Here is a 21,137-nt window from a genome sequence, read left to right as displayed (position 1 = left end):
TCAGGGCACCAGGCCCGCCCAGTGCAGAAAAGTGTCGCCGCTGAGGGCTTCGATCACGAGCACGGCAGCAAAGCCGAGCATCGCGAAGCGCCCGTTGACCCGCTCGGCATAGCCACTCCAGCCGAAGGCCGGCAGGTCGGAGGTGGTGGCACTGGTGGAGGGGATGGCCTCACGGTCAGTGCCGGCAGCTGGGGATGGCATCAGGTTTCACGGGAGCGGCCAAAGTCATAGCCGGCAGTGGGGAGCAGTCGCCAGCTGCCCTGGCCGTCGAGTTCGAGCACGGTGTCGTGGAACTCCACCAGCGTGGGCCTGTGGCCCACGCTCACGAAAGCCATCTCCCGCTCCACCAGCAGCTCGTAGAGGGCCTTCTCGGTGGCCACGTCGAGGGCGCTGGTGGCCTCATCGAGCACCACGAAGCGGGGGGAGTTGAGCAGCAGCCGGGCAAAGGCCAGGCGCTGCTGCTCGCCGAGCGACAGCAACCGGGGCCAGTCCTGCTTGATGTCGAGATCGGGGTAGCGGCGCACCAGCTCCGGCAGGCGCACCTCCTCGAGCACGTGGCGCAGCTGGTCGTCGCTGAAGCGATCGGCGGGCTGGGGATAGCAGAGCTGCTCCCGCAGGCTGCCCAGCAGCATGTAGGGCTTCTGGGGAATGAACATCAGCTCGCCCATCGGCGGGCGCTGCACATGCCCGGCGGCCGGCGGCCAGAGCCCACTCACCAGCCGCAGGAAGGAGGTCTTGCCGCAGCCCGAAGGCCCCACCACCAGCAGCCGCTGATTGGCCGTCACCTCCAGGCTGAGATCGCGCACCAGCATGCGGCTGGTGCGGGGCGGCACCAGATCCACGTGGCTCACCAGGATCGACTCGGGACGGACGGCAGCGGCGCCTGCCCCCATGGGGCCTCCGGCGGCGGCCTGCTCGGCGGCCAGGAGCTCGGCCATCTCGGCATTGATCGCCTCCACCTTGCCCTGGAAGCCCTCGAGACGGCTGATCGAGGCGGAGAAGGCGGCCAGGCGGTCGATGTTGTTGACGATGTAGCTGACCGAGAACAGCACCTGGGAGAAGGCGATGCTGGCCTGGCCGAAAACACCGAAGTCGACCTGCTTGGCGAAGTAGATCGGCGCGATCACCAGCCAGGGCAGGAAGCGGGAAAAGTAGTCGTAGGAGCGCTGGATCACCTGGATCAGGGCTTCCCAGATGATCAGCCGGTTGTAGTTAACAATGACCTCGTCGAGGCGGCGTTCACCCTCCTTCTGCTCCTGCCTCTCCCCCCGGTAGAAGGCGATCGATTCGGCATTGTCTCGGATGTGGACGAGGCCGTAACGGAAATCCGCCTCCAGCTTGAGCTGCTGATAGTTGAGGTTGACCAGCTTGCGGCTGGCGAAGACGATCAGGGCCGTGCCGCCCACCGAATAGGCCAGCAGCCAGAGGGCCAGGGTCTGGTTGATGCTCCAGAGAACGATGATGAAACTGAAAAAGGTGAGCAGGGCGGCGATGATTTCCACCGTCACGCTCAGGCTGGTGGCCGTGAAGCTGGCCGCATCCTGGGAGATCCGCTGGTCCGGGTTGTCGATCTCCTCGAGGCTTTCGTCGTTGGGATTGAGAACGTAGTAGGCCCGATTGGTGAGGTAGCGCCCCAGCATGCGGCCACTGAGCCACTCCCTCCACATCAGGCCCAGCTTGGGAATCAGGTAGCTCTGGATGGCGCGGATCGGCAGGGCCAGCACCAGGCAGAAGGCGTAGATCGCGACGATCTTCCAGAACTCCTCCTCCTTGTAGGCCACCAGAACGTTGTCGATGTTCCGGGCGATGTAGCTGATGCCGACGTTGATGCCATTGATCACCAGGATCAGCAGGGCGATCACCCCGAGCAGCAGCCAGGGCAGCCAGCGTCCCTGGCGCAGCTTGCCCCGCAGGGCCCCAAAGCAGGCGAGGCCGGCGGCGAACAACACCATCACGACCACGCCGATCGGTCCGCTCCAGATCGCCGCCACCTGCTCAGGGACCCCAGGCAGGAAGCGGCCGCGCAGCTCGGGGATCAAGGCACCGGCGGCGGCCACCGTCCCGGTGAGGAGCAGCAGGGTGAACCCCACCACCACCGCCAGCAGGGCGATCACCAGCAGCAGGAACTCACCGCTGCTGCGATTCCCCTCGTCAAGCGGCAGGAAGTAGGGCTGGGCCAGGCGCTGCAGCTTGGCCAACTGCTCGCGAAGGGCCTTGAGGGGACGCATGAACGGTTGCGGGTCGGCCCATTGTCGCCGTTGGTGGGCGTCAGCCGGGGGGCCAGAGCAGGGGCCGGCCACCGATCACGTGCACATGCAGGTGAAAGACCGTCTGTCCGGCCTCAGCGCCGTTGTTGATCACGGTGCGCCAGCTGCTCAGACCCTCCTGCTGCGCCACCCGGGCCGCCACCAGCAACAGATGGCCCAGCAGGGCCTGGTGGCGTGGCTCTGCATCGCAGAGGTTCACCAGCGGCTCGCGCGGTATCACCAGCACGTGCACCGGCGCCTGGGGCTGAATGTCGCGGAAGGCCAGGCACAGCTCATCGGCATACACCTGATCACAGGGAATCTCCCCCCGCAGGATGCGGGCGAAGATCGTCTCGCTCTCGGCCATGGCGCCTCTGCCGGAACCCGGCAACGGATGGAGTGGGACAGACCGGGCACTGACAGGGTGTCCGACGCCCGAGCGCCGATGTTGGCACGTTGCAGCAGCGCCGCCCTCCGGGGCCTGGAAGCCACAGAGGTGGCCGTGGAGGTCGACATCGCCCCTGGACTGCCGGGGCTACAGATCGTGGGCCTGGCGGAGACGGCCGTGCGTGATGCCCGCGAGAGGGTGAGAGCCGCCCTGCGCAACAGCGGCTACCGGGTGCCCCTAACCCGGGTGATCGTGAGCCTGGCCCCGGCGGATCTGCGCAAGGAAGGTCCGGCCTTCGATCTGCCGATCGCCCTGGGGCTGCTGCTGGCCTCGGCCCAGCTGCCACCGGAGCGGATGGAAGGAATCTGGAGCTCCGGCGAGCTGGGCCTTGATGGCAGCCTGCGGCCAGTGCGGGGGGTGATGACCCTGGCCCTGGCCGCCAGGCGCGGCGGTGCCAGGGCTCTGGTGGTCCCCCAGGCCAATGCCGCCGAGGCCGCCCTGGTTTCGGGCCTGGCGGTCTGGCCCGCCAGCGACCTGGCGCAGGTGCAGGACTGGCTGGCCGATCCGCAGGCCGTTCCAGCCACCACCCCCGCCCGGGCCCGGATGGGGGCTGCACCGCCCGACCTCGCCGACGTGATCGGCCAGGCCCACGGGCGCCGGGCCCTGGAGATCGCCGCAGCGGGAGGACACCATCTGCTGCTGGTGGGTCCCCCGGGCAGCGGCAAGACCATGCTGGCGCGGCGACTGCCGGGTCTGCTGCCCCCCCTGCCACGGCACCAGGCTCTGGAGCTCACCCAGCTCTATTCCGTAGCCGGACTGCTGCCGGAGGGCGGCGCCCTGATCGGTTCAAGGCCGTTCCGCGCCCCCCACCACAGCTGCACAGCCACCGCCCTGGTGGGGGGCGGTGCAACGCCGAGGCCCGGGGAGCTGTCGCTGGCCCACCACGGGGTGCTCTTCCTCGATGAGCTGGCGGAATTCCGCCGCGAGGTGCTCGAGCAGCTGCGTCAACCCCTGGAGGAGGGAGAGGTGTGGATCAGCCGTACACGCCAGCAGAGCCGCTTCCCCTGCCGCACGGCCCTGGTGGCAGCCACGAACCCCTGCCCCTGCGGCTGGTTCGGCGACCCTGAACGAGCCTGTGCCTGCAGCGAGGCTCAGCAACGGCGGTACTGGTCACGGTTGTCAGGGCCCTTGCTGGATCGCCTGGATCTTCAGGTGGTGATGGACCGCCTCGACCCCGGCGCGCTTGCCCGCAGTTACAACCCGGGGGCTGGGACTGAAGCCATGGCGCAGGAACCGCCCGAGAACACGGCGCTGGTGGCGGAGCGGGTGCAGCAGGCCCGGAGGCGGATGAGCCGGCGGAATCCCGGAGGGAGGCCCAACAGCCAGCTACCGAGTGGAAGCCTGAGACGCCTGATCGAACTCGGCCCAGACATCCTGCGGCTCTGGCAACAGGCCATGGCCCAGCGGAGCCTGAGTGCCCGTGCCGGGGAGCGTGTGCTGCGGGTGGCCCTGACCCTGGCGGATCTGGAGGGCGCCACCACGGTATGCGCCCAGCATCTTGGTGAGGCCCTCTCCTACCGATCGTTCGACCACATCAGCAGGGAACCGGTGCTCGATCAGGCGGAACGGCGAACCTGATCAGCGGCGACGGCGGCGCTGCTGGGCCTTGCGCTTGTACTTTTCGGTGGGCGTCTCGTGATGACGGAGGCGCTTGAGGTCAGCGAAGATGCCGGCTTTCGACACCTGCCGCTTGAAGCGGCGCAGAGCCGATTCGATGCCTTCGTTTTCGCCGACGGTGACCTGGGTCATGAACCACGCAGTTGGGCAAGTTGGGTGTCAATGTAGCAATCGGCTCAGCAGGGCCTGATCAGGGCGTGGCCTTGATGCTGGGGAGGGCCAGAGGCTGATCCATGGCTTCTGGGACCGAGGCCGCCGGCGCTGTGCTCTGCGGAACTGTGCCCTCCGGGACTGTGGCCTCCGGAACAACCCCCTCGGCGGCCTCGGGCGCCACCAGTTCAGGCTGGGCGATCTCCTGACCCGGCCAGGTCTCCCTGTAGAGGTAGATATGACCCAGGGCGCGATCGCCGAAGTACCGGCGCATCAGCCTCCAGCCCGGCTCCGGCACGAACTGCAGGAACCCATCGCTGTGACCCTGGGTGCGGGCCACCACCACCTCCGGGCCTGCCTGGTTGCGGCCTGGAGCCGCGAGCAGGATGTTGTCGGTGCCCTGGCGCACCACGCTGAGGCGGTACACAGTGCCCAGATCACTGCCACCCACCCGCAGGGAGTAGCCGTTGGCATCCATGTAGCGCGAGCAGATCCCGGTGAAATTGAAGCTGCCCAGCAAGGGCTCCACCCGGGCCGGTGCCGCGCCGCTGGTGGAAAAGCAGGGGCGGCGATCGGTGACCTGCTCGTAGATGTTCAGCTGGGCACGCAGGCCATCGCCGATCGGAGCGGCCACCAGCACGAACTTCGACTGGTCCAGCTCCCGGGCCTGGAAGAGGGACCCCTGGGCCGCAACAGGCCTGGCCATGGCCAGACCCAGCAGGGCCGTCAGAGCCGGCGCCAGAGCAGCCAGCGTCCGCAGCAGGATCGGAGGGCGCGCAACGCGCATCGGTGAACGGTGCAAGGTGAGCCCGATCGTAGAAGTGGGATCGGAGGATGCCAGGGGCGTTCAGCTGGCCTTGTTGAGACGAATTGCGACCAACAGGCTGATCACCGTGCCGGGCAGGCAGGCCGCCAGGATCAGCCGGGTGGGGAGAACCCCCAGATCAGGCTCGCCATAGGAGAGCTCGAAGACGGAACCCGTGGCGGCGATGCCGAGCAGGCAGGCCAGCGCCAGAAAGACCCCGGCGAGGGGTTGCATGGGCATGGAGCGATCAGCGCAGGGATTGGACGTCGTCACGGCGGAAGCCGTGTTCCTTCAGCTCCTCATTGAGACTGAGCTCATCACCGACCCGATCCACGAACAGCACACCCTTGAGATGGTCCATCTCGTGAAGGATGCAGCGCGCAAGCAGACCATCAGCCTTGATGCGCCGGGGGCGCCCATGCTCGTCGCGGAAACTCACTTCCGCCTGGCTGGGACGCACCACCGAGAGGTAGACCCCGGGGATGCTCAGGCAGCCTTCTTCGTAGGTGTCGAGGGAAGCGCTGACCGAGCCGAGTTCGGGATTCACCAGCACCAATGGCGGTGTGGCCGGATTTTCGGGATCGAGATCGATCACCAGCAGCTGCTTGTGGACCCCCACCTGGGGGGCGGCCAGGCCGATGCCACGGGCTGTGTACATGCTGCGCAGCATGTCGCGGGCCAGCTCCCGCACCGATTCATCCACTTTGCTGATGCGTTTGGCGGGCTGCCGCAACACCTGATCACCGAGGGTGTGGATCGTCAGTGGGGGTGCCTCGAGCACCTCCTTCGGGACCTGGACAGCCCGGGTGGTCTGCTCCGCCTGGCGGGCCATCTTGGCGAAGCTGCTGGCCAAAGCGTCACCTGAAACGATGGGGTCATTGTAGGAGTCGCCGGTGGGGCACGGGTTGGTGCAGGGGTCAGGCGCCCGGCCGAGCCAGCCACTGGCGGCCTCGGAGGTGGTGGGACGCAAGCCCCGGATCAAGGAACCCCAGCTGCACCGAGGGCATCTGTTCTGGCTGGAGCAACGCCCCGCCGAGCAGGGGCGTACCACCTTGATGCTGAAACCATCGCCCGAGGCTGAGTCGATCGAGCTCACCCCCGGCACCTGGAACCTGCGCAGCCGCGTGCATGAGTACGGCGGCGGCGTGGTGGCGATCGGTTCCGGGGCTGGGGAGGCCAATGCGGACGAGCCGGTGCTTGTGGTGGTGAACGACCGCGACCGCTGCCTCTGGCGGCTGGAGACCGGCCCACGGGCTTCCGAACCCGTGCGGCTCACCGAGCCGGGCGACCGGGCCTTCGCCGATGGCCTGATCGACGAGAGGCACCAGCGCTGGATCGGCGTGATGGAGAGCGATGGAACTGATCGGCTGGTCACCGTCGCCCTGGCAGGGGGGGAACCGCGGCTGCTGCGACAGGCCCTCGACTTCTGCGGGTATGCCGTGCTCAGCCCCGACGGGGGCCGGCTGGCCTGGGTGGAGTGGCAGCAGCCGCACATGCCCTGGGACCGCAGCCAGCTGTGGCTGGCCGACGTGGAGCCCGGAGGAGACCTCGGCCCGGCACGGCTGATCGCCGGCTCAGGGGCACCCGGGCAGCCGGTGGCGTGCTCGATCTTCCAGCCCCTGTGGCTGCCGAACGGAGATCTGGTGGTGGCCAACGATCGCCATGGCTGGTGGAATCTGGAGCTGCTGGAGGCCAGTGGCCAGGAACCCTGGCAGCGGTTGCTGCCGATGGACGCGGAGTTCGCCATGCCGCAGTGGGTGTACGGGATGCGCACCACCGCCTGGGATGGCCGCCAGCTGGTGGCGGCCGCCTGCGTGCAGGGCAGCTGGCAGCTGGGCCGCGTGGTGCTCAATCCTGCAGAAGATCCGGGCGGTGGTGCGGGGGTGGGCCCCGCGCGCTGGGAGCCGATCTCCTGCCCCTTCGATGATCTCGAGGGGCTCAGGGCCGAAGACGGCCGGCTGGTGGCCGTGGCCGGCAACGGCACCACGGACGCGGGTCTGCTGACCCTCGAGCTGGCCAGTGGCCGCTGGCGGCACCAGACGGCGGCAGACCTGGCGGGAGCGCTCCCTCGGGCCCAGCCGGCGGCCTGGGCGACGCCGGCAGAGGCGCTCTGGTTCGAGGGGCACGGTGGCCGGCCCACCCACGCCTGGTATCACCCCCCCAGCGGGGGCACTCACCCCACCGCACCTCTGCTGGTGAAGGGTCACAGCGGGCCCACCGGCATGGCGCGCACCGGCCTCAACCCGGTGAACCAGTACTGGACCAGCCGCGGCTGGGGCGTGGTGGATGTGAACTACGGCGGCTCCACCGGCTTCGGGCGGGCCTACCGGGAACGGCTCGACGGGCTCTGGGGTGTGGTGGATGTGGCCGACTGCGCCGCCGCGGCCCGCGCCCTGGTGGCTGCGGGACTGGCCAGCGCAGAGCGGATCGCGATCGAGGGGGGCAGCGCCGGTGGTTTCACCGTGCTGGCGGCCCTCTGCTTCAGCGACGGGTTCCGTGCGGGTGCCTGCCGCTACGCCGTGGCCGACCTCTCAGGCCTGGCCAGCAGCAGTCACCGTTTCGAAGCTCGCTACCTCGATGGCCTGGTGGGCCCGTGGCCGGCCGATCGGGCCACCTACGAAGCCCGATCCCCCCTGCGCCATGCCGATCGGATCCGCTGCCCCGTGATCTTCTTCCAGGGTCTCCAGGACAAGGTGGTGCCACCGGAGCAGACCGAGGGGATCGTGGCGGCACTCGCCACCAACCGGGTTCCGGTGGAGCTGCATCGATTTGCCGCTGAAGGTCACGGATTCCGCAGCGGTTCCGTGCAGATTGAGGTGCTGGAGGCCACTGAAGCCTTCTTCAGGAAGCACCTCGCCCTCTGATGCCCATCATTCCAGGCAGCGTCAGGATTCTGGTGGAGGCCGTAGAGACCCCGGCGGTGGCTCTGGTGGCCCTCGGCCTGGTGCTGGTGGTGGGCCGCAGCCTCGGTGATGTGCTGGGCCTGCGCCACTGGGGCATCCCTGAGGCGTTGCTGGCCGGGGTGTTGGGCCTGCTGGTGGCGCCGGCGGGGCTGGTGCCCCTGCTCAGCCAACCCGTGATCGACATCTGGAACCAGCTGCCGATGGTGCTGCTGACGCTGGTGTTCGCCACCCTGTTGCTGGCCAAGCCGCTGCCACGACTGGCCGGCCTCTGGCGGCCGCTTTCGGCCCAGGTCCTGCTGGCCCTCACCCTCGCCTTCGGCCAGTACATGGTGGGAGGGCTGGTGGTGCTGGTGGTGCTGCAGCCGTTGCTGGGAGTCCATCCGCTGATGGCCTGCCTGATCGAGGTGGCCTACGAAGGGGGTCACGGCTCCGCCGCCGCCATGGGCAGCAGTTACGCCAGCCTGGGCTTTGATGGCGGCCAGGCCCTGGGTCTGGCCATGGCCACCGTGGGGCTGCTCACCTCCACGGTGGTGGGGGGCCTGGTGGTGCTCCTGGCCCGCAACCGGGGCTGGCTGCTGGGGGGCTCCACGGTTGCCTCGGGGGTGGAGAACCCCCCTGAGCCGGAGCCCGGGCCCACGCCCGAACCTGAGCAGGCATTCGCCGCCCAGGCCCTGCTCCCGCTGCCGCCTCCGCCGGAGCTGAGGGTCTCGGCCCTGGCCCTGAACCTGGCCCTGACGGGGCTGGCGGTGGCGATCGGTGTGGTGGCCCTGGCGGGCCTGCATCTGGTGGCCGGGCACGTGGGCGGTGGGCTGGCGATGGTGATCGATGTGTTCCCGGTGTTCCCCCTGGCCCTGGTGGGATCGCTGCTGGTGCGCTGGCTGCTGGAGAGGCTCGGCAAGGACCACTGGGTCTCGACCCGGGTGCAGAACCGCCTGGGCACGGTGTCGGCCGATCTGCTGATCACGGCGGCCACGGCCTGCCTCGATCTCACCCTCCTGGCCCACGACTGGATGTCACTCACGGCCCTGGCCATGGCCGGTCTGGCCTGGAACCTTGGGGTGCTGTTGCTGCTGGCGCCGCGCATCCTTCCCTCAGCCTGGTTCGAGCGGGCGATCATCGAGTTCGGCCAGGCCACGGGGGTGGCGGCCAGCGGGTTGCTGCTGCTGCGCATGGCCGACCCCCTCGATCGCAGCGAGGCTCTGCAGCCGTTCTCGATCAAGCAACTGCTGCTGCAACCGGTCCTGGCCGGCGGGGTGATCACCGTGGTGGCGCCGCTGGCGGTGAGCAGCTGGGGCCTGCCGGCCTGGACCGGGCTCTGCCTGACGCTGGTGCTGCTGTGGGGAGGCCTGGGCCTGGCCCTGATGGCGGGGGCTCGCGAAGCCGCCTGAGGCCTTCAGCGCACCATGGCCGCCACGTTGCCCCCATCCACGGTCAGCACCGCGCCGGTGGTGCGCTCCAGCAGGGCCAGGGCCACGAAGGCCTCGGCCACGTCGGTGGCCCGCACTTCCTCCCCCAGCAGGTTGCCGGCCATGTAGGTGGCCTCGCTCACGCCCCGGGCGGCCGAGCGCTCCCGGATCATGCCGGCGTCGAGCAGGCCCGAGCGGATGCGATCGGCATTGATGGCGTTGGCGCGCACCCCTTCACCGCCGCCCTCCAGGGCGTACTGGCGCATCAGGGCCAGAAGGGCCGCCTTGGCGATGCCGTAGGCACCGAAGCCGGGGCCGGGATTGAGCGCCTGCTTGCTCACGTTGAAGAGCAACTGGCCGCCCATGCCCTGGGCTCGGAAGATGGCCATCGCTGCCTGGGCGACGCTCTGGTGGGCGAAGAGGTTGAGTTCGAAGCTGGCGCGCAGGTCGGCGTCGCTGAGCTCGGCGATGGCACCGCTCCAGGCGGCGCCGGCATTGCTGACCACGATGTCGAGCCCACCGAAGCGGGCGGCCACGGCCGCCAGCGCCTGGCGCACCGCCTGGGGGTCGGTGAGGTCGCAGGCCAGGCCCAGGGCGCACCGGCCGCAGCTGGCCGCCACGGCCAGGACCTCCTCCTCCTGCCGATCAAGCACAGCCACATCGGCGCCGCGCCGGGCGAAGGCGCGGGCGGTGGCGGCACCGATGGCGCCGGCGCCGCCGGTCACCAGCACCACCCGGCGGGCCAGGGGAAGCTCCTTGGCCTTGCCGAGCTTGGCCTGCTCCAGGCTCCAGTACTCCATGTCGAAGGTGTCGTCCTCCCCCACCGGCTGGAAGCGGCCGAGGGCTTCCGCCGCCAGCAGGGTGCGGGCCCAGGCCTCGGCGATGTCGGCGGTGACGGCGGCGTCCTGAGCGGAGCGGCCCAGGCCCACCAGCCCCGGACCGGGCAGCGCCAGCACCCGCGGCAGGGGATCCAGCGGCGTGCGCCCGCCACCGACCCGTCCGTTCTGACGGGCCACGTAGGCCTTGTAGTCGTCGACGAAGGCCGCCAGCGCCGCGGCCGCTGCCTCCGTCCAGGGGGCCAGATCGCCGCAGGCGGGGGGCAGCACCAGGGGCTGGGCCTTGGTGCGGATCACGTGGTCGGGGGTGGCCACACCGCGGCTGGCCCAGTCGAGCAGGCGCTGATCATTGACCACCGCCAGGGCGGGAGCTGAATCCCGGAGATCGAGAAGCCAGCGGGCAGGGGCCGCCTCGGCCTCGGCGGCCCGGCTGAGCAACCCGCGCAGCACCGGCAGCACTGCCGCCGCGGGGATGGGGGGCTCCGGCATGGGCTGCGGCAGGGGCTGGCCGCTCACCCGGGTCAGACGCGCCTCGGCCTGCCCCACCAGCGCCAGCATCCGCCCGTAGCTCTGCTCAGCCGTGGCACCGAAAGAGAACAGCCCGTGCTGCAGCAGCACCATGCCTTCGAGCTCCACCCCAGCGGCCCTGGCCCGCTGCTCGGCCGCCTCATAGGCCTCAGCCGCAGCCTTGGCCAGGGCGAAGCCGGGCATCACATAGGGAACGAGGGCGACACGATCGCCATAGACCTCACGGCAGAGCGCTTCGGCGCCGGGCTGGTCGGCCAGGGCCAGCAGGGCGATCGAGTGGGTGTGATCGACGAATTTGTGGGGCAGGAAGGCATGGAGGAGGGCCTCCACCGAAGGGTTGGGGGCAGTGGGATCGATCAGGTTGCGGCGCTGGGCCGCCACCATGTCTTCATCGCTGAGGCGCTCGAGAACCCGCAGGGCCTGCAGGGGTTCGAGGCGCACGGCCGGGTGGCCAGGGGGCTCGATCGTGGCCAGATCCCAGCCGCTGCCTTTGACGCAGAGCACGGGGATGGTCTCCCCCAGCAGCCCCGTGACCGTGGTTTTGACCGACGTGTTGCCACCCCCGTGCAGCACCAGATCGGGATCGGCACCGAGCAGACGGGCGCTGTAGGTGCGCAGGGCCAGGTCCTCGCTGACCCCCTCGGCGCCATAGCGGGCCACGGCGGCCTCGGCCTCGGCCTGCGACCAGCGGTTCTGACTCGGCATCCGGCGGTTGGGCGTCACGTGGCCAGGAGGCTAGGGAAGGGTGATCCGGTCGGAACCGTGCCAGCATCAAGGCCACTGAACCGGCACCAGCCGCCGCCGCCAGGCACGGGCGCTGGGCGGGGGCGAGCGCAAGTGCGTGCGCGCCCGGGTCGACATCCTGGATTACAACGCCGATCGCCTGAGCGAAGCCCAGGACGTGGAGGTGAGCCAGTGCTTCGATCAGGCCCTCTCCGACACCAGCGTGACCTGGATCAACGTCAACGGGATCCATGACGTGGCGCTGATCGAAACCCTCGGCAGGCACTTGGGCCTGCACCCGATGACGCTGGAGGACCTGGTGAACACCAACCAGCGCCCCAAGGTTGAGGAGTTTCCCCACTACCTGCTGATCGCGATGAAGATGATGGAGTTCGACGGCGGGAGCCAGTCGATCACCATCGAGCAGCTGAGCCTGATCGTGGGCGAGCATGTGGTGCTCTCCTTCCTGGAAGGAGAAGGAGATGCGTTCAACTCCCTGCGTCAGCGTCTGAGGGCGGGGAAGGGGCGGATCCGGCAGCTGACGACCGACTACCTGGCCTACGCCCTGGTGGCCACGGTGGTGGACCACTACTGCCTGGCGATCGAGCAGATCGGTGATCACATCGAAGCCATCGACGACAAGATCCTCGAGGATCCGAGCCAGGGCAACATCCAGGAGATTCATTATCTCAAGCGCGACGTACTCGGCATGCGCAAGGCGGCCTGGCCCTGTCGCGAAGTGATCAGCGCCATCGAGAAGGGGGAGTCGAGGGTGCTCACCGCCGGCACCAGGGTGTACTGGCGCGACCTCTACGACCACTGCATCCAGGTGATCGACATGGTGGAAACCTACCGGGACCTCCTGGAAGGTTTCCACGACACCTACCTCTCCAGCCTGAGCAACCGCATGAATGAGGTGATGAAAACCCTCACGATCATGTCCTCGATCTTCATCCCCCTCACATTCATCGCCGGGGTGTATGGCATGAACTTCGAGAACATGCCAGGGTTGCGCTGGCGGCTCGGCTATCAGTCAACCCTGTCCTTGATGGGCCTGATCGGGGTGGGGCTGGCGATCTACTTCCGCCGCCGGCGCTGGCTCTGAGCCATTCGCCACTCGCCCGTAGAGGCGCTGCAGGCCTGCCTCGGTGGCGGGGGCCACACCCCGCTCGGTGATCAGAGCGCTCACCAGCCGCGCCGGGGTGACGTCAAAGGCGGGGTTGAAGCCGGCACTCCCCTCCGGCGGGAGCTGCACCGTGGCGATCTCTCCGGAAGCCGAACCCGCTGCAACCAGCCCCTGGATGTGGGTCACCTCAGTGGCGCTGCGGGCCTCGATCGGGATCTCCGCCAGCCCATCGCCGAGGCTCCAGTCGATGGTGGAGGCGGGCAGGGCCACATAGAAGGGCACGCCGTTGTCGTGGGCGGCGAGAGCCTTGAGGTAGGTGCCGATTTTGTTGCACACATCCCCCGAGCGGGTGGTGCGGTCGGTGCCCACGATCACGGCATCCACCAGGCCGTGCTGCATCAGGTGCCCGCCGGCGTTGTCGACGATCACGGTGTGGGGCACCCCCTCACGACCCAGCTCGAACGCGGTGAGGCTGGCGCCCTGGTTGCGCGGGCGGGTTTCATCCACCCAGACGTGAATGGGCAGGCCGGCGCGGTGGGCCTTGTAGATCGGTGCCAGGGCAGTGCCCCAGTCGACGGTGGCCAGCCAGCCGGCGTTGCAGTGGGTGAGCACGTTCAGGGGCTGCCCCTGGCGCACGCTGGGCCGCGCAGCCGCCAGCTGCTGGAACAGCGTCAGGCCGTGGTCGCCGATCGCCGCGCACATCGCCACGTCGTCTTCAGCGATGGCCGCAGCCTCCGCCGCAGCCGCCTCCGCCCGCTCGGCCAGCGGCAGCGCCGCCACCCGATCGCGCACCCGCTCGAGGGCCCAGCGCAGGTTGATGGCGGTGGGGCGGGTGGCGTTGAGCTGCTCAAAGGCCGCTGCGAGCGAGGCATCACCTGGATCCGCCTGCAGGGCCAGCATCAGGCCATAGGCCCCGGTGACACCGATCAGTGGCGCCCCGCGCACCACCATCGTGGCGATGGCCTCCGCGGCCTCATCCAGGGTGGCGAGGGAGCGGGTGCTCAAACGGTGGGGCAGCAGGGTCTGATCGATCACCCCCACCGAGCGTCCGCCCTCCTCCAGCCAGATCGTGCGCCAGGCCTTGCCATCGATGTTCATCGGCTGCAGGAGGCAATCGGAAGCGACGTCATGTTGACAAACGACCTGGATCAAGGACGGTGGCCGGATTCCAGTGGTCGGGACCGATCACGAAGAGCAGGTCGCCCGCCAGCAGAGGCGTGTGTCCGTGGGGGTGAGCCAGGGGCTCCCCGGCGCGGGTGATCGCCAGGATCGTGACGTTGTGGTCGGCGCGCAGCCCGCAGCTGGCGATGGTGTGACCCACCAGTGGGGAGCGTTCTGCCAGGCGCAGGGAGTGGGTGGTGAGGTGGGGCACCGCCACGCGCAGGTCACTTACGGCGGTGGGCTCCGGGGGGAGGCCCCGGGCCCTCTGGCGCCAGTCGCCTCGGACGTCACCGATCAGGCGCTGGATCTCCTCGCGGGGCACGAGCATGCGCGACAGCACCCTGGAGAACACCTCGATCGACACCTCCAGTTCATCGGCGATCACCTCATCGGCCCCAAGAGCCAGCAGGGTTTCCACCTCACGCAGGTAGCGGCTGCGCACGAGGATGTAGGCGTCGGGGGCAAAGCGGCGCGCCAGTTCCACGATGCGCCGCGCACCGGCCGGATCATCGATCACCACCACAATGGCGCGGGCCTGATCCGCGTTCACCAGGGAAAGGATCGGCTCCTGGCTGGCATCGCCGTAGTGAATCGGCTCGCCGGCATGGAAGGCATCACGCACGATCGCGGCATTCACATCCAGCACCGCATAGGGGATGTTGCAGCGGCGGGCCGTACGGGCCAGGTTGGAGCCTGTGACCCCGAAGCCCACAATCAGGATGTGGCCGTTGAGGGCTGTGGAGGTGCCTGAGGTGCCGGGGGCAAGGCTGCGGCGCTCGAGTCGCCGCAGGGGCGTGGTGGCCAGCCAGGCGGCGAGCCGTGGACCGCTGGCCACCAGCGCCGGGGTGAGCATCATGCTCAGCACCGCCACATCGAGCACGGTCTGGAAGATGTCGGGTCCAAGCAGACCGGTGCTGACGCCCGCCTTGGTGGCCACGAGGGAGAATTCACCCACCTGAGCGAGTGCCAGGCCGGTGAGCACCGAGCCACGCAGGGGCAGGCCCACCACCAGGGCCGACCAGGCCGCCACCAGGGGTTTGATCACCACCACCGCCAGGGTGAGCAGCAGCAACGCCAGCGGGTGGGCCAGCATGAACTGGATGTCGAGCAGCATGCCGATCGACACGAAGAACAGACTCATCAAGACATCACGGAAGGGCAGCATCACCGCCACCGCCTGGTGGGAATACTCCGATTCCGAGAGGATGAAACCCGCCAGGAAAGCGCCCAGCGCCAACGACAGCCCCAGCGACTGGGTCATCACCGCGATGCCCACGCAAAGGCTGAACACACCGAGAAGAAAGGCCTCGGAACTCCGGGTGCGGGTGATGCGCTCCAGCAACCAGGGCACGATCCAGCGCCAGGCCAGCCACGCGACCAGCGCCACCAGAGCAATCCGTCCCAGCAGCGCCGCGATCGCGCCGACCCCCGAACTCGCCCCGACCCCTGCCAGCAAGGGGGCCATCAGCATCACCGGGACCACCCCCACGTCCTGATAAATGAGGATCGCCAGAGTGGTGCGCCCATGGGGTGTTTCCAGTTCGGCGCGCTCCTGCAGCATGCGCAGCACGATGGCGGTGCTGGAGAGGGCCACCACGAAGCCCACGTACACCCCCTGCCCCGTCGACAGACCCAGCCCCCAACAGATCGCCCCCACCAGGGCGGCGGTGCCGAAGAACTGCAGCGAGCCGCCGATCAGAAAGTGACGACGCAAGCGCGCCACATCCGCCAGGGAGATCTCCAGTCCGATCACGAACAGCAGCAGCACCACACCGATCTCGGCCAGCAGCTCGATCTCGTGCACGTTCTGCACCAGCCGAAAGAGGTCAGGCCCGGCCAGAACGCCAGCGAGCAGCAGACCGATCGAACTGGGGATGCTGAAGCGGTGGCAGAGCACCGCCGCCATGGCCGACATCGTGAAGATCACAACAATGTCGAGCAGCAGTGAGGTCATGGCAGTGACTCCAGGGCAAGGATCAACGCTTGGCTACTTGATGCCAACCACCATCGAGTCAGGACCGACCAGTGGCTCGACCCAGGTTGAAGAGAACCCAGCGTCGCGCATCCATTCAATGCAGTCAGCACCTGTGTAGTCGAAGCCACCTGACGTCTCGATCAGCATGTTCAGACTCATCATCAAGCCAAATGCGTTTTTCGAGCGGTCATCATCAATAATTGCCTCATACACAACAAGGGAACCACCAGTGGGCAGGGCGTCGAAGGCTTTTCTGATCAGCATCTTCTTGGTTGGCAGATCCCAGTCATGAAGGATGTGTCCCATCAGGATCACCTCAGCCGGAGGAATGTCGTGGGTGAAGAAGCTGCCCGGCACGAAAGTCAGGCGGTCTTTGACCCCGAGTACCTCGATGTACTCCTCGAAGATCGGCGCCACTTCGGGCAGGTCGAAGCCCTCTCCCCGAAGATGAGGGTTCGCCAGCACGATCTGCGCCGCAAGATCACCCTGCGCAGTGCCCACATCAACGAATGTATGGTAATTCTTCCAGGGAAAAGTCCTTGCGATCTTCATGTTCGCGCCGTGGCTGATCCCTGACATGGCGGCGAGGAATTCTTTGAGACGCGACGGATCTGCATACAGGATTTCGAAGAGTCCGGGACCGCCAGACTTGGCTTCATTCTGCGGTTGCCCGGTTCGAAGCGCTTCCGTGAGATTGCTCCAGAACGGATAGAGGCGGTGGTTGGCCATCTCGAGGATTCCACCCAGATACGAGAGCTTGTTTCGGTCGAGGAAGAGGTCCGTTTCAGGGGTGTTGGAGTACCCGTCGTCTGTGCGGGTCAAGAAGCCCAACGCCACCAGGGCATCGAGGAAGTCCCGGGCCGAACGTGGATGCAGGCCAAGGCGGCCGGCCAGTCTTTCGAGGCTCTCTGGGCCGCGGGAGAGTTCGCTGAACAGACCGATTTCAACGGCGCTCAACAACGTTTTTGATGCCCAGAACGCGAGGCCAGTCTGGAGGATTTTATCTGGATTCAACTGCTCATTCATGCTTGGCACCCACCTGTCCGATCCAATGAGATCCAAGTCTGCCAGAAACAGCTAGCCGCATCGCCATCAGCCATGGGCTCGGGCGCGTCGGCGACAAAGGAGGGTCATGCGGCCCCGGATTCCTACATGCATCATGGCCTTGTGGCGGAGGCGAGCACCACGGGCGTGGGCACTTCGCAGAGGCTTTCCCGCTTGTACTCGCCCAGTCTTTCGAAAATCGTCGGGCGTATCCTGGGCAGTAGTTCAGACGCCTGTGCTTTCAGCGTCGCTGCCGCAGGCACCGCCCCTTGCAGAACGGCCTCAAACGCCTCGTCAGGAGAGGTAAGCCGCCATACCTGGGGTTGGACAATGATCTTGATGGACCCGAATCCAGCGGCAGCGAGTCTATTGGTGGACTCGACGGGATCACTGGAAAGAAAAAAAAATTAGGACCTTGCGGGAGCCCGACGTTCATTGTTCCATGTTCCTTCACCGCCTGATACACCGCTCCGAAGCCCACGGACCGCTCGGGGGCGTCATAGACAGTGAAAGCGAACTTTCCTCCTTTTCCCAAAACCCGACATGCTTCGCCGATCGCCGCATCGGGATCGGCGAAGTGAGGCATCCCAATGCTGTTGATCACGCTGTCGAAAGTTTCGCCCGAAAAAGGGAGAGACGTTCCATCTCCTTCCTGGAAAGTCGCCGCTGGATAATGCGCTCGCGCCAATTCAACTTGAGCTGCGGAAAATCAATGCCGGTGGCTAACACTCCACGTTCTGCAGCCAACCCGGCGCCATAACCGGCACCGGTGCAGACGTCCAGAATCCGAGTGCCTTTGCTTACAGCGGCAGCATCCAGCAACGCTTCGATCGATTGCCGCGCAACGGCCCCGAAGTGGTGATCGTATGTTTCGCAGATGCTTTGGTTGCTCCAACCGGCATACTCAAAGTCGCGAAAAGTTGGCGTTGGAATTGGTGTTGGTTTTGTCATGGCGATGGCTACCCGTAACCCAATGTGCTCTCAGCAGCCGTTCAAGATCAACCGCGCGCAGATGCTCAGGGACGATAGGACCATCCTTCCCTTGAAACATACAAGCGACGCGAAATTGATCGAGATATCCTCCAATTGTCAGTGGAGCAACGATGAACGTTCCCCAATGGGCCTAGAGCTCATCTGGGGACACGGCCAGCCAGCCTGGGGTTCCCCAGCCAAGCGGCCTACGCTCACCGCAGGATCGGCGGCAGACCGCCCCTGAGGCCTGAGTCCGGCATGGACCTCTTCGAACACCAATGGAGCACCTACCGCCGGGTGGTGGATGCCGATCTGATGGAGCACCAGGCGCTCTCAGCGGCAACCTCGACGGCCATCGAGGGCTGGCTGGCTGAGCGACCGGAAGGTCAGCCACCACCACGCATGGTCGATCTCGGCTGTGGCGATCTCGCCCTGCTGGCCTCTCTGCTGCGCCGCTTACCCCTGGGCTCCTACCTGGGGCTTGATTGTTGCGCGCCCGTGCTGCCCCGCGCCGCTGCCCAGTTGAAGGACGTGCCCTACCCCTGCAGCTGGCGCGCGCAGGACCTGCTCTCCTGGGCGCTCGATCCAGGCGCCAACGGGAGCGGCCCGGTGGATCTCCTCCACAGCTCCTTTGCTGTGCATCACCTCAGCGACGAGCAGAAAGGCCAGTTTCTCTCGGGGGCGCACTCTCAGCTGGCCCCCGGCGGGATGCTGCTCTGGGCCGATGTGTTCCGGGAATCCGGCGAAAGTCGCGACAGCTATCTGCAGCGCTATGTGCAACGCATCCGCCGGGGCTGGCAGGCCCTCTCCGCCGAGGAAAGTCAGCAGGTGATCGATCACCTCAGCAGCTTCGATCACCCCGCCGATGCGGCAGCCATCCAGCGCACGGCAGAGGCCTGCGGCTGGGACTGGCAGTGGCTCTGGCGTGGACAGCACCGGGCCGAAGCCCTCGCCAGGCTCACACCCCGCTGAATCAACTCAGGCCTGATCAGATTCCAGGATGATGATCGCCAACACTCCCACCGCCATTCCCACATACTGCTGCTTGCTGATATTCTCGCCGTAGATCAGTCTTGTCGCCAGAATCAGTGTGATCACGTTAAAAACCACACAGATGATTGATGCCGTAGCGATATTCCTATAGCGAAAGGTATGGGCGAGGATGGCCATGCCCACCGCATAGATCATCATGCCCAGCCAGAAAGCCGGTCGATTCTCCTTGATAATCCAGGTCTTGATGGCGAGATCACCGAGAGTGAGAATGACTCCTCCAATCAGGAGCATCACTGTTGGATGAAAACCCATGCGCCTTAATTTCAGTGACCAAAGACTGCCGAGACAATGATCATGCTGAGCACAAAATCCAAGCGGCACTCCATTGAACCAGTCTCCATCGAGAGGCTGAGGGTCTCAAGCTTGATGCCAACATTCCGCAAACTCGGTGCGTTGGCCCTCAGGGGCGAATCTCGACCGGCGTGCCCACAGCCGTGCGCGAAAACAGCCAGCGGGCCGTGGCGCTCGTGGTGCGGATGCAGCCGTGGCTGCGGGCCACACCGAAGCACTGACCGGCCCTCTCCTGCCAGGGGGCCGGATGCAGGCAGAGGCGATCCGGAACCAGGCCGCCGCCACTGAGGCACATCACGTTCGGCACGGCGGGGATGCGGTAGTCGGGACCCACCAGCGGCGTTTCGCTGTACTTGCTGCCGATCTGAAACCGCCCGGTGGGGGTTGGTGTCACAGGGCTGCCCGTGGAGACCAGGGCGGCGTAGAGCAACCGTTGCTGGTCGTCGTAGGCATAGAGCTTCTGCTCGGAGAGATCGATCAGCAGCGCCGCCACGAGCTCCAGCATCAAAGGGCCTGCCGCTCAGCTGTGCTCGCGCAGGAAGGCCACGCTGCTCTCCAGCTCCTCGGCGAAGCGGTCGATCTCTGCGAGTGTTGTGGTGAAGCTGAGGCTGGCGCGCGCCGAACCGCTGATTCCGTAGTGGCGATGGAGGGGCTGGGTGCAGTGATGGCCACTGCGGATGCAGATGCCGCTGGCATCCAGCAAGGCGGCGAGATCGTTGGCATGGAGACCTTCCACCACGAAGGCGGCCAGGGCACCACGGTCGGGCTGTTGCTGGGGGGTGGGGCCAAGCACTCTGAGCCCTTCGATTGCCTGCAGGCGCTGGAACAGATGGGCGGTGAGCCGCTGTTCCCAGGCGTGGATGCGATCAAGACCAAGTGCACTCAGATAGTCGAGCGCCGCACCCATGCCCACGGCCTCGCCGATGGCCGGGGTTCCCGCTTCGAACTTGTGGGGCAGCTCCGCCCAGGTGCTGTGGTCGAGGTACACATCCTGGATCATTTCGCCACCGCCCAGGAACGGCGGCATCGCCTCGAGCAGCGCCTCCCGCGCCCAGAGAAAGCCCATGCCCGTGGGGCCACAGAGCTTGTGGGAGGAGCCCACCAGGAAATCAGCCCTGAGGTTCTGAACGTTCACCGGCAGGTGCGGCAGGCTCTGGCAGGCATCCACCAGCAAAAGGGCGCCGGCGGCGTGGGTGAGCTCGGCAATCGCGCTGATCGGGTTGTGGCAGCCCAGGGTGTTGCTGATCTGCACCACGCTCACCAGCCGGGTGCGCTCGCTGATCTGACTGCGCAGATCATCAAGATCCAGTTCACCGCTGGCGGTGAGGCCGGCATGGCGCAACCGGACACCCATGCGCTCAGCCAGCTGCTGCCAGGGCACCAGGTTGCTGTGGTGCTCCATCACCGTGAGCAGGATCTCATCGCCAGGTCGCAGAAAGGCATCACCCCAGCTGCGGGCCACCAGGTTGATCGCCTCGCTGGCATTGCGGGTGAACACGATCTCCCGTGGAGTGGCGGCGCCAACGAAGCGGGCGGTCTTGTCGCGGGCGCCTTCGAAGGCATCGGTGGCCCGGGCGCTGAGCTGGTGGGCCCCCCGGTGCACGTTGGCGTTGTCGTGGGTGTAGTAGCGCTGCAGGGCATCGAGCACCGCCCGGGGTTTCTGGCTGGTGGCGGCGTGATCGAGATAGATCAGGGGCTGCCCCAGGCAGGCCTGATCCGCCAGCAGCGGAAAATCAGCACGGGTGAGGGCCGCCAGATCATCAGGGCCGGCCTGGGCAGAAACTGAGGAATGGTCAGCGGCCTTGATCAGGTCGGCGGGCTTGGAGAGAGGGGCGGAGGCGATGTACGGCATT

General features: G+C 67.0%; 21 protein-coding genes. 5 read left to right on the top strand and 16 right to left on the bottom strand.

The window, feature by feature from the left end; genetic code table 11:
- From FPZ61_RS11805 to FPZ61_RS11795, 3 genes are read right to left on the bottom strand one after another with little or no spacing between them, the layout of a single operon-like run.
- Positions 1-201 carry a chlorophyll a/b-binding protein gene (locus tag FPZ61_RS11805; protein ID WP_185466776.1) on the bottom strand — a complete coding sequence of 67 codons (201 nt, stop codon included), beginning with the start codon at positions 199-201 and terminating at the stop codon, positions 1-3.
- Complete coding sequence (locus FPZ61_RS11800; protein ID WP_185466775.1) at positions 201-2,228, bottom strand: ABC transporter ATP-binding protein/permease; 2,028 nt, start codon at positions 2,226-2,228, stop codon at positions 201-203. Before FPZ61_RS11800 ends, FPZ61_RS11805 begins: the two co-directional genes overlap by 1 nt.
- A 40-nt stretch (positions 2,229-2,268) precedes the next feature.
- Positions 2,269-2,613, bottom strand: coding sequence for a histidine triad nucleotide-binding protein (locus tag FPZ61_RS11795; protein ID WP_185466774.1), 345 nt, complete (start codon positions 2,611-2,613; stop codon positions 2,269-2,271).
- Between the two features lie 78 nt (positions 2,614-2,691).
- Here FPZ61_RS11795 and FPZ61_RS11790 point away from each other — a divergent pair, with 78 nt between their 5' ends.
- Entirely contained in the window at positions 2,692-4,272 is a 1,581-nt protein-coding gene (locus tag FPZ61_RS11790; protein ID WP_185466773.1) for a YifB family Mg chelatase-like AAA ATPase, read from the top strand.
- Here FPZ61_RS11790 and rpsU read toward each other — a convergent pair whose 3' ends face one another.
- From rpsU to def, 4 genes are read right to left on the bottom strand one after another with little or no spacing between them, the layout of a single operon-like run.
- Entirely contained in the window at positions 4,273-4,443 is a 171-nt protein-coding gene (rpsU, locus tag FPZ61_RS11785) for a 30S ribosomal protein S21 (RefSeq protein ID WP_006172073.1), read from the bottom strand.
- 58 nt (positions 4,444-4,501) lie between these two features.
- On the bottom strand, positions 4,502-5,248 hold the full coding sequence (locus FPZ61_RS11780) for a DUF3747 domain-containing protein (RefSeq protein ID WP_185466772.1): 747 nt from the start codon (positions 5,246-5,248) through the stop codon (positions 4,502-4,504).
- Positions 5,249-5,308: 60 nt separating this feature from the next.
- Entirely contained in the window at positions 5,309-5,506 is a 198-nt protein-coding gene (locus FPZ61_RS11775) for a hypothetical protein (RefSeq protein ID WP_185466771.1), read from the bottom strand.
- A 7-nt stretch (positions 5,507-5,513) separates the two neighbouring features.
- Positions 5,514-6,119 carry a peptide deformylase gene (def, locus tag FPZ61_RS11770; protein WP_185466801.1) on the bottom strand — a complete coding sequence of 202 codons (606 nt, stop codon included), beginning with the start codon at positions 6,117-6,119 and terminating at the stop codon, positions 5,514-5,516.
- 103 nt (positions 6,120-6,222) lie between these two features.
- On the opposite strand from def, the gene FPZ61_RS11765 reads away from it, so the two are divergent.
- Together FPZ61_RS11765 and FPZ61_RS11760 are read left to right on the top strand one after the other, a co-directional pair.
- Entirely contained in the window at positions 6,223-8,130 is a 1,908-nt protein-coding gene (locus FPZ61_RS11765) for a prolyl oligopeptidase family serine peptidase (protein ID WP_185466770.1), read from the top strand.
- Positions 8,130-9,557, top strand: coding sequence for a sodium/glutamate symporter (locus FPZ61_RS11760; RefSeq protein ID WP_185466769.1), 1,428 nt, complete (start codon positions 8,130-8,132; stop codon positions 9,555-9,557). Before FPZ61_RS11765 ends, FPZ61_RS11760 begins: the two co-directional genes overlap by 1 nt.
- 5 nt (positions 9,558-9,562) lie before the next feature.
- Here the strand turns inward: FPZ61_RS11760 and FPZ61_RS11755 are convergent, their stop codons facing one another.
- Positions 9,563-11,644: a bifunctional aldolase/short-chain dehydrogenase gene (locus FPZ61_RS11755; protein ID WP_185474839.1), complete on the bottom strand. Its 2,082-nt coding sequence runs from the start codon at positions 11,642-11,644 to the stop codon at positions 9,563-9,565.
- A gap of 136 nt (positions 11,645-11,780) precedes the next feature.
- Between FPZ61_RS11755 and corA the strand changes: the two genes are divergently transcribed.
- Positions 11,781-12,767: a magnesium/cobalt transporter CorA gene (gene corA / locus FPZ61_RS11750; protein ID WP_370593438.1), complete on the top strand. Its 987-nt coding sequence runs from the start codon at positions 11,781-11,783 to the stop codon at positions 12,765-12,767.
- On the opposite strand, the gene mtnA is transcribed toward corA, so the two are convergent.
- From mtnA to FPZ61_RS11725, 5 genes are all read right to left on the bottom strand, one after another.
- Positions 12,696-13,886, bottom strand: coding sequence for an S-methyl-5-thioribose-1-phosphate isomerase (gene mtnA, locus FPZ61_RS11745; RefSeq protein WP_185466767.1), 1,191 nt, complete (start codon positions 13,884-13,886; stop codon positions 12,696-12,698). The two genes, corA and mtnA, sit on opposite strands and share 72 nt — an antisense overlap.
- Positions 13,887-13,914: 28 nt before the next feature.
- Complete coding sequence (locus tag FPZ61_RS11740; protein ID WP_185474838.1) at positions 13,915-15,903, bottom strand: monovalent cation:proton antiporter family protein; 1,989 nt, start codon at positions 15,901-15,903, stop codon at positions 13,915-13,917.
- Positions 15,904-15,936: 33 nt separating this feature from the next.
- Positions 15,937-16,950 carry a methyltransferase gene (locus tag FPZ61_RS11735; RefSeq protein ID WP_185474837.1) on the bottom strand — a complete coding sequence of 338 codons (1,014 nt, stop codon included), beginning with the start codon at positions 16,948-16,950 and terminating at the stop codon, positions 15,937-15,939.
- 259 nt (positions 16,951-17,209) lie between these two features.
- Positions 17,210-17,656, bottom strand: a complete 447-nt coding sequence (locus tag FPZ61_RS15925; protein ID WP_185466764.1) for a methyltransferase domain-containing protein — start codon at positions 17,654-17,656, stop codon at positions 17,210-17,212.
- On the bottom strand, positions 17,569-17,919 hold the full coding sequence (locus FPZ61_RS11725) for a hypothetical protein (RefSeq protein ID WP_185466763.1): 351 nt from the start codon (positions 17,917-17,919) through the stop codon (positions 17,569-17,571). Before FPZ61_RS11725 ends, FPZ61_RS15925 begins: the two co-directional genes overlap by 88 nt.
- 279 nt (positions 17,920-18,198) lie before the next feature.
- On the opposite strand from FPZ61_RS11725, the gene FPZ61_RS11720 reads away from it, so the two are divergent.
- On the top strand, positions 18,199-18,912 hold the full coding sequence (locus FPZ61_RS11720) for a trans-aconitate 2-methyltransferase (RefSeq protein ID WP_185466762.1): 714 nt from the start codon (positions 18,199-18,201) through the stop codon (positions 18,910-18,912).
- A gap of 6 nt (positions 18,913-18,918) precedes the next feature.
- Here FPZ61_RS11720 and FPZ61_RS11715 read toward each other — a convergent pair whose 3' ends face one another.
- The 3 genes from FPZ61_RS11715 to FPZ61_RS11705 all read right to left on the bottom strand — a co-directional run bounded on the left by FPZ61_RS11715 (position 18,919) and on the right by FPZ61_RS11705 (position 21,136).
- Positions 18,919-19,245, bottom strand: a complete 327-nt coding sequence (locus tag FPZ61_RS11715) for a hypothetical protein (RefSeq protein ID WP_185466799.1) — start codon at positions 19,243-19,245, stop codon at positions 18,919-18,921.
- 148 nt (positions 19,246-19,393) lie between these two features.
- On the bottom strand, positions 19,394-19,789 hold the full coding sequence (locus tag FPZ61_RS11710) for a L,D-transpeptidase (protein WP_185466761.1): 396 nt from the start codon (positions 19,787-19,789) through the stop codon (positions 19,394-19,396).
- A 15-nt stretch (positions 19,790-19,804) separates the two neighbouring features.
- A complete protein-coding gene (locus tag FPZ61_RS11705) occupies positions 19,805-21,136 on the bottom strand; it encodes a SufS family cysteine desulfurase (RefSeq protein WP_255441565.1) in 1,332 nt (443 codons plus the stop codon).
- Between the last annotated feature and the right edge of the window lies 1 nt (position 21,137).

This window comes from Synechococcus sp. BSA11S (genome assembly GCF_014224355.1).
In the GTDB taxonomy this organism is placed as follows: Bacteria; Cyanobacteriota; Cyanobacteriia; order PCC-6307; family Cyanobiaceae; genus Regnicoccus_A.
The sequence above is the reverse complement of the archived record's forward strand: the minus strand, read 5'-3'. Positions and strand labels throughout refer to the sequence as shown.